Annotated in this window: 10 protein-coding genes; 7 read left to right on the top strand and 3 right to left on the bottom strand. The window is 69.1% G+C overall.

The window, feature by feature from the left end; genetic code table 11:
• The first annotated feature begins 15 nt into the window (after nt 1-15).
• The 4 genes from ACF8ME_RS16770 (at nt 16) to ACF8ME_RS16755 (ending at nt 4486) form a co-directional block, all read left to right on the top strand.
• Complete coding sequence (locus ACF8ME_RS16770) at nt 16-1083, top strand: class I SAM-dependent methyltransferase (protein WP_392417459.1); 1068 nt, start codon at nt 16-18, stop codon at nt 1081-1083.
• Nucleotides 1080-2339 (top strand): MFS transporter, encoded by a 1260-nt coding sequence (locus ACF8ME_RS16765; protein ID WP_392417458.1) that lies wholly within the window; start codon nt 1080-1082, stop codon nt 2337-2339. Before ACF8ME_RS16770 ends, ACF8ME_RS16765 begins: the two co-directional genes overlap by 4 nt.
• A gap of 129 nt (nt 2340-2468) precedes the next feature.
• On the top strand, nt 2469-3893 hold the full coding sequence (locus ACF8ME_RS16760) for an AAA family ATPase (RefSeq protein ID WP_392417457.1): 1425 nt from the start codon (nt 2469-2471) through the stop codon (nt 3891-3893).
• A 2-nt stretch (nt 3894-3895) separates the two neighbouring features.
• Nucleotides 3896-4486: a retron system putative HNH endonuclease gene (locus tag ACF8ME_RS16755; protein ID WP_392417455.1), complete on the top strand. Its 591-nt coding sequence runs from the start codon at nt 3896-3898 to the stop codon at nt 4484-4486.
• 27 nt (nt 4487-4513) lie between these two features.
• Here ACF8ME_RS16755 and ACF8ME_RS16750 read toward each other — a convergent pair whose 3' ends face one another.
• Together ACF8ME_RS16750 and ACF8ME_RS16745 are read right to left on the bottom strand one after the other, a co-directional pair.
• Nucleotides 4514-5185, bottom strand: a complete 672-nt coding sequence (locus ACF8ME_RS16750) for a response regulator (protein ID WP_012203037.1) — start codon at nt 5183-5185, stop codon at nt 4514-4516.
• A 28-nt stretch (nt 5186-5213) separates the two neighbouring features.
• Nucleotides 5214-7112, bottom strand: a complete 1899-nt coding sequence (locus ACF8ME_RS16745) for a type IV pili methyl-accepting chemotaxis transducer N-terminal domain-containing protein (protein ID WP_392417454.1) — start codon at nt 7110-7112, stop codon at nt 5214-5216.
• Between the two features lie 161 nt (nt 7113-7273).
• Between ACF8ME_RS16745 and ACF8ME_RS16740 the strand changes: the two genes are divergently transcribed.
• On the top strand, nt 7274-8158 hold the full coding sequence (locus tag ACF8ME_RS16740) for a ChaN family lipoprotein (RefSeq protein WP_392417453.1): 885 nt from the start codon (nt 7274-7276) through the stop codon (nt 8156-8158).
• A gap of 3 nt (nt 8159-8161) precedes the next feature.
• On the opposite strand, the gene ACF8ME_RS16735 is transcribed toward ACF8ME_RS16740, so the two are convergent.
• Nucleotides 8162-10117, bottom strand: coding sequence for a bifunctional diguanylate cyclase/phosphodiesterase (locus ACF8ME_RS16735; protein ID WP_198803897.1), 1956 nt, complete (start codon nt 10115-10117; stop codon nt 8162-8164).
• A 73-nt stretch (nt 10118-10190) separates the two neighbouring features.
• Between ACF8ME_RS16735 and purU the strand changes: the two genes are divergently transcribed.
• Nucleotides 10191-11039 carry a formyltetrahydrofolate deformylase gene (gene purU / locus ACF8ME_RS16730; protein ID WP_013804418.1) on the top strand — a complete coding sequence of 283 codons (849 nt, stop codon included), beginning with the start codon at nt 10191-10193 and terminating at the stop codon, nt 11037-11039.
• Nucleotides 11040-11058: 19 nt separating this feature from the next.
• Entirely contained in the window at nt 11059-11982 is a 924-nt protein-coding gene (locus ACF8ME_RS16725) for a LysR substrate-binding domain-containing protein (RefSeq protein ID WP_392417451.1), read from the top strand.
• Nucleotides 11983-12080 lie beyond the last annotated feature (98 nt).

Genomic DNA, 12080 nt, shown 5'->3' with positions numbered 1-12080 from the left:
GAAAAGGACCTTCCGATGTATACACCCCGCTGTGAATCCCCTACCCACGCCCCCTCTCACGCCCTGCAACCGCTGTGGGACCTGGCCGCCGCCCAGGTGCAGGCCGAGGCCCTGGTGCTGGCGCTCGAATCGGGGGCACTGGACCGGCTGGCCACGCCCCAGACGCCGGCCGAGCTGGCCCTGGCCCAGGGCTGGAACGAGGCCAATACCTCCCATTGGCTGGAATTGCTGTGGAGCATGGGCCTCCTGCGGCGCGGCCAGCACGAGCCCGTGAGCTACCTGCTGGCCACCGACGCGCTGCGCTACCTGCACAGCGCATCGCCCGAGTCCTGCGGCGCGGCCTGGCTGTTCCGCCTGCGCTCGCTGCGCCACTCCGCCACGCTGCTGCGCGGCCTGGTCGAGCACGGCCCTGCCGGGGACGGCTCGGCCTGCAGCGCCCCCTTGGCCACGGGCAATGCCGAAGGCTGGGCCGCCGCCGCGCGCGCCCAGATCGGCCAGGAGCAGCGCGCCGTCAGCGTGCCTGCCGCGCTGAACCTGCTGCAGCAGGTTCCCGAGGCAGGCGCCGCGCGCCGCATGCTGGACCTGGGCGGCGGCCCCGGCTGGATCGCGCTGGCCCTGCTGCGCCAGCAGCCCGCGCTGCAGGCCAGCGTCTTCGACTGGCCCGTGGCCGTGGCCGTGGCGGCGGACAACGCCCGCCAGTCCCGCCTGTCCGACCGCTTCACCGCCCTGGGCGGCAACCTGGCCACGGACAGCATAGGCAGCGGCTACGACCTGGTCTGGTGCTCGTCCGTGCTGCACTTCGTGCCCGATGCGGCAGCCGTGGTCGCCAAGGTGTTCGACGCGCTGGCGCCCGGCGGCGTCTTCGTCTGCGCCCATGCCGAGGTGGATGAGACGCCCGAAGCCGCCCTGCGCACCCTGCCCTACTACTTGCCCATGCGCCTGCTGGGCCGCAGCGTGACCCGGCGCGGCGAGCTGCAGGCGCTGCTGGCGCAGGCGGGTTTCGAGCGCATAGAACGCATCGAGTCGCGCGAGTTTCCGATGGCGCCGCTGGCCGTGCTCATTGCCCGCAAGGCCGCGCCATGAAGGCCGCAGCTCCCCGCCCGGTCTGGCTGCTCCAGGCACTTTTCGGCTGGCTGCACCTGGCGCTCACCGCGCCCAGCGTCTACCTCTGGCTGGGCCTGCCCCTGGTCATGCGCCAGCATGGCTGGTCGGGCACGGCCATCGGCCTGTTCCAGCTGGCGGGCCTGCCCGCGCTGATCAAGTTCGCGCTGGCCGCGCCCGTGGAAGCGCGCAGCGCGAACGGCCGGCCGCGCTACCGCGCCTGGGCGCTGGCCCTGTGCCTGGCCTATGCGGCCGTGCTGCTGGCCCTGGGCTGGCAGCAGTTGCTGGCCGAGCGCCTGTGGCTGTTCGGCCTGGCCTTCGCGGCCGCGCTGGCCGCCACCTGGGCCGACATTCCCGTCAGCGCCCTGGCCATCCGCCTGCTGCCCGCGTCCGAGCGCATGCGCGCCGGGGGCGTGCGCGCAGCGGCGCTGTCGCTGGGCGCCATCGTGGGCGGCGGGATGATGCTGCTCATGCAGGCGAAATGGGGCTGGCGCGCGCCCTTCCTCTGCCTGGCCGGCGCGCTGGCCCTGGGCGCCCTGCTGCTGGCCTGGGTGGTGCGCCATGAGCCGGGGGATGCGCCCTCACCCCTGCTGCTGCCTGCGCCCAAAGCTGGACTGGCCGCCATGGTCCGCGGCTATGGCGCCCAGCCCGGCGCCTGGCGCTGGACCCTGGTGCTGGTCAGCTGCTTCCCCTTCATCGGCGCGGCCTGGTTCTACCTCAAGCCGCTGATGCTGGACCATGGCTTCGCGCCCGCCCAGGCCGCCCTGCTGGCCGGCATGGGCGGCGGCGTGGTGGCTGCGCTGGCGGGCGCGGCCTCGCCCCTGCTCACGCGCTGCCTGGGCACCCGGCGCGCCCTGCCCCTGTATGCGGGCGGCAACGTGGCGGCGCTGGCCCTGCTGGCCGCCGTCATCGCAGCCGGCGCCCCGGCCCCGGGCCTGGTCGCGGCCGTGGCCTGCGTGGCAGCAGCCATGGGCGCCTCCTCGGCCTGCGTCTTCGGACTGATGATGCAATTCGCCCGCCCGCGCTGGCAGGCCTTCGACTACGGCCTGCAGGCCAGCCTGTTCGCCGCCAGCCGCATGCTGGTGCCGCTGGCGGCCGGCGTGGCGCTGGACGCCATGGGCGCAGCGGCCATGCTCACCGGGCTGACCCTGGCGGCTGCGCTGGCCTGGGTGTGGGCGCTGCGGTGTGCGGGGGATGGGTGGGTGCAAGGAGATGCGGGGACGACTGGAACGCAATGATCCGTTGACCTCTGCCAGCATGCGTGGCGGAGGATGAGAAGCCAGCGGCATTCACGTGCACAATTTCGACTGTTCACGAACCAGCCGACATCCCACGGCTGCCCCGTGCTTGAAACGAAGGCATGCGCCATGCGATTGAAATCCGTCACGCTCAACAACTTCCGTTGCTTTGAATCCCTCACGCTGGATCTGGACCCGCGCCTTACGGTCATCGTGGGGGAAAACGGTGCGGGCAAGACGGCACTTCTGGATGGCATTGCCAGCGGACTGACCCCTGTGCTGACCCACTTGTCCTCGGCAGACCAGCGACTGACAGGCCGTGGCATCAAGGACTCGGACTTTCGCCTTCAGGCCTTGTCAGCACCACGCGGAAAAGCGCAATGGAGCACGGCCGACTACGCACAGATCATGACCACCACCGTAGGTGATCTGCGCTGGGATTACTGGCGCCCTTCCGCCAGCGGCAAGGGTCGGAAACCTGCACAGACATGGGGCGAGACGGCTCTCAAGGAGCACCTGAATTCAATCACCGACAGCTACAAAACAGAGAGTCCGGCTCCGACGCCCGTATTCACCTACTACGGGGCAAGCAGAGGCCACATCGAGGTGCCTGAGCGTCTGCGCTCCGCAAAGAACAACTACGAACACCCGACATCCGCGCTTGTGGATTGCTTCAACCCCCGCAGCGACTTCCGGGAAATGCTGGCCTGGTTCGATCAGGAGGAGTCTTCCGAACTGCGCTCAAACAAGGGCGTGACGGGCGAGAACTACAAGCCGTTTTCCTCGCTGGAAGCGGTGCGCGCCACCGTGGTTTTATTGCTGGGCGGAGCCTTTCGCAACCCCCAGTTCAATGCACGGCACAAGTTCGTTCTGGAGCGCGCCAGCGATGGGGCCGAGCTGCTGGTCAGCCAGTTGAGCCAGGGCTATCAAAGCATGTTGGCGCTGGCCATCGACTTTGCGCGGCGGCTTGCCATTGCCAACCGGTATGCCGAGTACGGCAACATCCACGCGCACCAGCAGTTTCTGATACACGCAACATCTGTTCTGGATGAGCATGATCCAGGCAGCTATGCGCCGTTTCAGCACGCGCTGACCATGAGCGCTCCGGCCATCATGCTGGTCGATGAAATCGACCTGCACCTGCACCCCACCTGGCAGCAGCGCGTGCTGGATGACCTGATGCGCACCTTTCCGGCGACGCAATTCATTGTCACCACGCACAGTCCGCAGGTCTTGACTTCGGTACGGCGCGAGAAGATCCGTATCCTGGAGCAGCACGACGGCCGCCTGCGCGTGCGCACGCCTGACTTCAGCCCGCTGGCCCATGAATCGGGCGATGCGCTGGCCAAGATCATGGGAACCCACCGGGAGCCGCCGTTGCCACTGCAAGACGACATCCGCCAATACGAGCAGTTGGTGCGTGAAGGCCAGGAGCAGACCGAAGCCGCGCAGGCCCTGCGCGTCACCTTGCAGCAAGCAGGCTATCAATTCCATGAAAGCGATCTGGCCACCTGGCGCTTCCTTGCCGCGCGCAATACCGGCAGGGCGCATTGACCATGGTGGAACTGGAACATCGCGCCATTCCTACGGTGGCTCTCACAGCCTTCGTCGCGGCAACCCCACGCGCCACGGTCGCGGACTTCGACAGCCTGGCATTCCGCGCCGTCAAAGCGGCCGTCAAAGCCGACCTCAATCAGGACCAGGGAGGTCTGTGCGTCTATTGCGAAAGCGCTTTGGATGCAGAGGACGGGCAGGTGGAGCACATCAAACCCAAGGCGGGCCGCAACGCGCATCCGCACCTGTGTTTTACCTACACCAACTACGGCCATAGCTGCATCAACCACAAGACCTGTGGGCAGAAAAAGAAGAATGGTCTGCTGCCCATAGAACCCGGCCCTGGCTGCAATGCACAGTGGGCGCTGTCCACCGACGGAACCATCGAGCCTCGTCCAGGCTTGAATCGCAAACAGCGGCATCGCGTGACCCAGACCCGCGACATGCTGGGCCTGAACGCCGACTCCAATCTGGTGGATGAGCGCAGACGCTGGCTGGCGAACAGCATTGCCATCCTGCAGCAAGCGCCGGATGGCATTCAAGCCTTTTTGCAGTTGGCACCGTATCGCCACATGCTGGCAACGGCGCTGTAGCCGCCTGCGTTCTTTCTCTTGCAGCGCCTAATCCCGCTGCCGCTCCGACGCATACACCGCCGCCTGCACGCGCGAGCTCAGGCCGAGCTTGCGCAGGATGTGTTGCACATGGATCTTGACCGTGGTCTCGGCAATGTCCAGCGTGCGGGCGATTTCCTTGTTGCTGGCGCCTCGGGCGATCTGGACCAGCACCTCTTCCTCGCGCGGGGACAGCGGCGAGGCCGGGGCCTCGTCCGGCTCGGGCGCCTGAGGCTCGGGCGCGCCCTGGGACTGGAAGGCGGCCACCAGCTTGCCCATCATCTCGGGGCTGACCACGGGCTCGCCGCGCGCGGCGCGGCGCAGGGCCTCGGACAGCAGGTCGCCGTCGATGGTCTTGAGCAGATAGCCCTGGGCGCCGTTGCGCAGCGCGGCCGCCAGGTCCTGGCCGTCCTCGCTCACGGTGAGCATGACGACGCGGCTGCCGGGCGATGCGGCCCGCAGGCCCGCGATGGCATCGACGCCCAGCACGCCGGGCAGGTGGTTGTCCAGCAGGATGACCTGGGGCGCCAGCGCGGGTACCAGGCGCAGGGCCTCGCCCGCGTCGCCGGCCTCGCCGACCACGCGCAGGCCTGCGTCCTGGGCGATGAGGGCGATCAGGCCGCGGCGGAACAGCGTGTGGTCGTCGATGACGAAGACGGAGATGGGGCTGGAGAAGGACATGGGGCGGTCTTTTTCTTGCGGGAGCGTGTCACGCGTTCGAGGGGAGGGCCTGCGCCGGCGCGCCGGCCGAGGCCGACGGCGGCAGCTCGATGAGCACGCGCGTGCCCTCGCCGGGGCGGGAGTGGACATGGACCAGCGCCTGCGCCAGCAGGGCGCGCTCGCGCATGATGCCCAGGCCCACATGCAGCGAGTCCGGCGCAACGGCGGCGGGAACGAAGCCGCAGCCGTCGTCGCAGACTTCGAAGCGCCAGGGGTGGCGCCCCACACGCAGCTCCACATGCCTGGCACCCGCGTGCTTGCGCACGTTGGACAGCGCCTCCTGCACCATGTGCAGCACCTGGATCTGCACGTCGGGCGCCAGCGGCAGGCCCTGGCCCGACATGCTCAGCGAGGTGGCAATGCCCGTCTGGTGCTCGAACTTGGACAGCGTGGCGCGCAGCGCGGCCTCGATGTCCTCGGTGCTGGTGCGCGTGCGGAAATGCACCAGCAGCTCGCGCACGTCGGCATAGCATTCGCGCACGCCCACTTCCAGCTCGCCCAGGCTGCGGTCGCGCGCCTCGTCGCGGCCCTTGGCCACGGCGTCGCGCAGCAGCTGGGTCTGGATCTTGAGAAAGGCCAGCGACTGGGCAATGGAGTCATGCAGCTCGCGCGCGATCAGGCCGCGCTCCTCGGCCACGGCGGCTTCGCGCTCCAGCGCCGTGGCGCGCAGGCTTTCCATGGCGCTGGCCAGGTGGCGCGCCATGGCGGACAGCAGGTCGCGCATGTCGTCCGTGAGCACCACGGTGGAGCGAAAGAACAGGTTGACCTCGCCCAACAGGCGCTGCTGCAGTTGCACGGGGATGCTGACCACGGTCTCGAAGCCGGCCTCGCGGCAGTGGGGCAGCTGCAGGTCGCTGGCCGGCGTGATGGGGATCACGCGCAGCCTCGCCTGCTCGCGCGGCTGGCCGCACAGGCAGGCGCCCGTGTGCAGGCAGTGCTCCTGCACCGACATGGACTGGGGCAGGCCGTCGCCGGCCAGCAGCACGTAGCGCTCGTTGGCCTCGTCGGACCAGCGCACCGTGGCCGCATCGGCCTGGGCCGCCAGGCGGACCTGGCGCACAAAGCCTTCGGCCAGGGACTGCAGGCTGGCGGCCTCCGACGCCTGCACGCTGACCGCGTACAGCGCCTGCAGCTGCTGGTGCTGCACGTTGAGGCTGGCGGTCTTCTCGCGCACCTTGTCCTCCAGCTCGGCGTGAGAACTTTGCAGCGACTGGGCCATGAGGTTGAAGCCGGCCGCCAGCTGGCCGAACTCGTCGTCCACCTCCACGCTCATGCGCGTGTCCAGGTGTCCGCGGCGCATGCGCTCCAGCGCCGAGCGCAGCTGGCCCACGGGATGCAGCACCAGCCAGTAGCTGGTGGCCATGAAACTCACGGCCGCGATGATGGCCAGCGCCATCAGACACATCTGAAACAGGTGCAGGATGGCCGTCCAGCGCGAGAGCCGGTCCTCGATGGCCTCGACAAAGCCGTCCACCTCGCGCACGAAGGCGTCGGCGCTGCCCATGATGGCCTGCGCATCGGCCTGGTCCTCGGCCTGCCAGCGCGCGTGCAGCGCGCTCCAGTCGCGGCGTATGCGCTCGTAGCGCGCCCTGACCTCGTCGCTCCAGGGCACGAACAGCGGGCGCGACATGTCGCCGCTGCGCAGCAGGTCCAGGCTGGCGTCGAACTGCTGCGCGCGCGCCTGCCACTGCGCAGGCGCCTCGTTCTGGCGCGCCATGGCCATGCGCACCATGCTCATGCGCAGCCGCCCGGCCTCGTTCACGGCGGCCGCGCCGCCCTCCAGCTGCCAGGCCACCCACAGCGTGAAGCCGATCGATGCCACGGCCGCCAGCAGGCAGGCCGCGCCCATGAGCAGCAGCTTGGTCGAAAGCGAGGGCTTGCCATGCATGGTCGCACTGTAGCCACGGCGCATTTGCGCGTCTTGACCTGAATCAAGCGTCACCCGTTTGCGCCGTGCCCCCGCCCCGATTCCTAGGATCCTTTCCAACTGCCCCCAATGCCCACAGGGCCTATGAGGACCCCGGCAAGGCCAGTGATTAGCATGGGGCCATGCATGTCCGCTCCCACCTCCGCCCCTTCATCCGCACCCCGCGCCTTGCTGGCCTGGCTGCGGCCGCATGGCTGGCGGCAGCCCTTGCCGGCTGCGCCAGCTCCTCCACACCGGCGCGGGACTGGACGCAGCAGCTGCAGCGCTGGTCCGACGCACCCCTGGTGCTGCTGGGCGAGCAGCACGATGCGGCGGCCCACCAGGCCTGGCAACAGGCCACGGTGCAGCAGCTGGCCACGCAGGAGCGCCTGGCCGCGCTGGTGATCGAGATGGCGCCGCGCACGGGCTCCACGGCCAGCCTGGCGCGCGATGCCTCCGAGGACGCTGTGCAGCAGGCCCTGCAATGGCAGGACGCCGCCTGGCCCTGGCCGCGCTACCGCGGCGTGGTCATGGCCGCCGTGCGCGCAGGCGTGCCCGTGCTGGGCGGCAACCTGCCCCGCGCCGACATGAAGCAGGCCATGCGCAACCAGAACCTGGACACCCACCTGCCGCCCGAAGCCTGGCAGCGCCAGCTCGACGCCATCCGCGAAGGCCACTGCGGCCTGCTGCCCGACACCCAGCTGGCGCCCATGGCCCGCATCCAGCTGGCCCGCGACGCCAGCATGGCCGAGGTGGCCAGGGCCGCAGTCAAGCCCGGCAAGACCGTGCTGTTGGTGGCCGGGCGCGGCCACGTACTGCGCGGCGTGGGCATTCCCACCTGGCTGCCCGAGGCCGCAGGCGCCAAGGTGGCCGTGGCGCAGGCGGGGGAGACATCGGTGGCGCAGGCCTCGGATGTGGATTGGCTGCAGAAGACGGATGCCCTGCCCGCCAAGGACCACTGCGCCGAGCTGCGGGAGAAGTTCAGGAATCCGCCGGCGCCGCGGGCGGATGCGGGTCGGGTGGACTGAGCTTCACCCCTGCACGGCCCACATTCCCTCGTTGCCCGAGACCCACTCGCCGAACGCCTGCGCAGGCATGGGCTTGCTGCACAGATAGCCCTGGAAGAAGTCGCACCCCTTGCCGCGCAGGAATGCCAGCTGCTCGGCCGTCTCCACGCCCTCGGCCAGCACCTTCAGCCCCATGGCATGCCCCAGCGCGATCACCGACCCGCTGATGGCCATGTCGTCGGCGCTGTGCGGGATGTCGCGGATGAAGCCCTGGTCGATCTTGAGCAGGTCCAGCGGGAAGCGCTTGAGGTGGGCCAGCGAGGAATAACCGGTGCCGAAGTCGTCGATGGCCAGCCGCAGGCCCTGGGCCCGCAGACGGCGCATGACGGCCAGGGCCTCCTCGGGGCGCTCGGCCAGGGCGCTTTCGGTGATCTCCAGCTCCAGGCAGTGCGGGGCGAAGCCCGTGGCGGCCAGCGCGTCGGCGGTGGCACCGGCGATGTCGGTCAGCAGGAACTGGTGCAGCGAGACATTGACCGCGATGGTCATCTCGGGCAGGCCCTGATCGCGCCAGCGCTGGCCCTGGGCGCAGGCCTCGCGCAGCACCCACAGGCCCAGCGCGCCGATGACGCCCGAGCTTTCGGCCACGGGAATGAAGCGTGCCGGGGAGATGAGGCCCTCGTCCGGGTCCAGCCAGCGCACCAGGGCCTCGGCGCCCACCAGGCGGCCCGTGGCCAGGTCGATCTGAGGCTGGAAGTAAAGGCGCAGGTGGCCCAGGTCTATGGCCTGCCGCAGCCGTGCCTCCATGGCCAGGCGCTCGCGCGCGGCCGAGGTCATGTCTTCCTCGAAGAAGCACCAGGCACGGCCGCTGCGCGACTTGGCGCCGTAGACGGCCGCATGCGCGCCCTGCAGCAGGTCCTGGGCATTGCCGGCGTGGGAGGGGTACATGCAGATGCCCACGCTGACGCCGGCCATGACGGACAGGCCGTCCGGCGAGCTCCAGGGCTGGCCGGCCGCCGCGATCAGTTGCCGTGCACGGGCGATGGCGTCGCCGCGCTCGCTCATGCCCTTGCACAGCACGGCCAGTTCGTCACCGGCCATGCGACCTATGAGGTCCTGGGGACCCAGGGAGTCGTGCACACGGGCGGCGATGTGGCGCAGCACCTGGTCGCCGATGGCGTGGCCGTAGCTGTCGTTGACGTCCTTGAAGCGATCGATGTTCAGCAGCATCACGGCCAGCGTGCCCTGCTCGGCGGCCGCCTCGGCCACGGCGTCTTCCAGCAGCGCTGTGAAGCGCACGCTGTTGGGCAGGCCGGTGAGCATGTCGCGGTGGGCCAGGAATTCGAGCTGGGCCTCGCGCGCCTTCTCGGCCGAGATGTCGGTGAACATGCACACGTAGTGCGTGACCTTGCCCTGTGCGTCCTTGACGGCGCTGAGCGACATGCGCTCGGGAAAGACCTCGCCGTTCTTGCGGCGGTTCCAGATTTCGCCCTGCCAGTGGCCCGTGGCCTGCATGCTGTCCCACATGGCCTCGTAGAAGGCCTTGTCATGGCGGCCGGACTTGAACATGCGCGGGGTCTTGCCCAGCATCTCCTGCTCGGTATAGCCCAGCAGCCGCGTGAAAGCGCTGTTGACCGAGAGGATGCGGCTGCGCGCATCGGTGACGACCACGCCCTCCATGGTGTTGTCCACCACGGCGGCGGCCAGGCGCTGGCGTTCGTCGGCCTCCCGCCCGGCGGCCATCGCGGCATGGGCAGTGCACTCTCCACGGCGCATGCGCCACAGCAGCCAGCCGCCGCCCACGGCCGTGACCAGCACCAGGGTCACCGAGGACAGCATGCGCCGCTGCGCCGCCGCCTCGGGCGGAATCTGCAGGTGCGCCAGCAGCCATTCCACGCCCCAGAGCCACAGCAGACCTGCGCACACGTACAGGGTCATTGCGCCCCAGAGCGGTATTCGGGGCTGCTCTCCCTGATCTTGCATGTGGTTCCTCAGAACGTTCCCAGAACGTGTGACTTGCGCAGGGTCGTGTCCATGCTGCGACAATTGCGCCGCTATGACCCAAGCCTATATTCTTACCCTTTCGTGCCCCGACCGGCTCGGTCTGGTACATGCCGTCTCGGGCTTTCTGCTCGAGCAAGGCGGCAACATCGAAGAGGCCGCGCAGTATAACGACCCGGCCACCGGACTGTTCTTCATGCGCGTGCAATTTGCCTGCAACGGCTGCGATCCCGCGGCTCTGAGGGCGGCCCTGGCCGACCTGGGCGGCCAGTACCAGATGAAGTGGCGCCTGCACACCAAGGCCGAAGCCATGAAGACCGTGCTCATGGTCAGCAAGGAAGGCCACTGCCTCAACGACCTGCTGTTTCGCTGGAAGAGCGGCCTGCTGCCGGTGGACATCCGCGCCATCATCAGCAACCACCGCGAGTTCTACCAGCTGGCGGCCAGCTACAACATCCCCTTCCACCACATCCCCGTCACGGCTGCCACCAAGGCCCAGGCCGAGGCAAAGCAGTTCGAGATCATCGAGGCCGAAGGCGCCGAACTCGTGGTGTTGGCGCGCTACATGCAGGTGCTGTCCAACGACCTGTGCACCAAGCTGGCCGGCCGCGCGATCAACATCCACCACAGCTTCCTGCCCAGCTTCAAGGGCGCCAAGCCCTACTACCAGGCCCATGACCGCGGCGTGAAGCTGATCGGCGCCACGGCCCACTATGTGACGGCCGACCTGGACGAAGGCCCGATCATCGAGCAGGACGTGGCCCGCGCCGACCACACCGACACCGTGGAAGACCTCACGGCCCGCGGCCGCGACACCGAGAGCCAGGTGCTGGCCCGCGCCGTCAAGTGGCACAGCGAGCACCGCGTCATCCTCAACGGCCACAAGACCGTGGTCTTCCGCTGAAGCCGGCTCCCGGCCGCCCATGGCGAACGTGACCCTTGCCGCCGGCAGCGGCTTTGCCCCGCCCGGCGGCGGCGCCCGCCGCATCCCGCCCATACAGTGCCTGCTCACTTTCGAGGCGCTGGCGCGGCTGCGCAGCGTGACGCAGACGGCCGAGGAGCTGTGCGTCACGCCCAGCGCCGTCAGCCACCGCGTGCGCCAGCTCGAGCAGATCCTGGGCACGCGGCTGTTCGGCCGCTCGGACTTTTCGCTCACCACCGAAGGCAGCGCCTACCTGTCCCACGTGCGCGAGGGCCTGGGCGCGCTGCAGCGCTTCCCGGGCGAGGTGACGGCGCCGGGCCGCCGCAGGCTCAAGCTTGCGGTCACGCCCACCTTTGCGCGCGTGATCCTGATTCCGCGCCTGCGCCAGTTCACGGAAACCTATCCCGAGATCGACATCGCCCTGCAGGTCTCCATCCCGCTGCTGGACGTGGTGGCCGAGGATGCCGACCTGATGGTGCGCTTCGGCCCCGGCCACTACGCCGACGTGGAGCACATCGAGCTGGCGCGCGACGTGGTCACGCCGCTGGCATCGCCGGCCTTCATCCGCGAGCACGGCCCCTTCGAGCAGGCCCAGGACCTGGAAGGCATGCCCCTGCTGCGCAGCCCGCTGGAGCCCTGGCGCACCTGGTTCGGCGCCACCGGCCTGGACTGGCCCGAGCCGCACGAGGGCTCGCAGTTCAACGACATCGGCCTGATGTGCGACGCGGCCTCGGCCGGCATGGGCATTGCCCTTGTGCGCCACAAGCTGGGCGCACCCTGGATGGACAACGGCACCCTGGTGCGCCTGTTCGACATGGACACGGCCAGCCCCCACGCCCACTACCTGTGCTGGCGTACCGGCACCATGGACCGCTGGGAATGCGCGGCCTTTGCTGAATGGTTGAAGAGGGCGATGGCCTGCTGAGGCGCCCACAACGGAATTCACGGATTTCGCGGATTTCACGCGCCGTTGCAATAAACATCAGCGCAGTCCCGCTGCACAAAGACGGCGGCATCGCCTAA

Origin of the sequence: Delftia sp. WSY_7, assembly GCF_043104845.1 — a bacterium.
Classification (GTDB): domain Bacteria; phylum Pseudomonadota; class Gammaproteobacteria; order Burkholderiales; family Burkholderiaceae_C; genus Comamonas; species Comamonas tsuruhatensis.
Note: the sequence above shows the minus strand (reverse complement) of the source record. Positions and strands in the feature narration are given on the sequence as shown.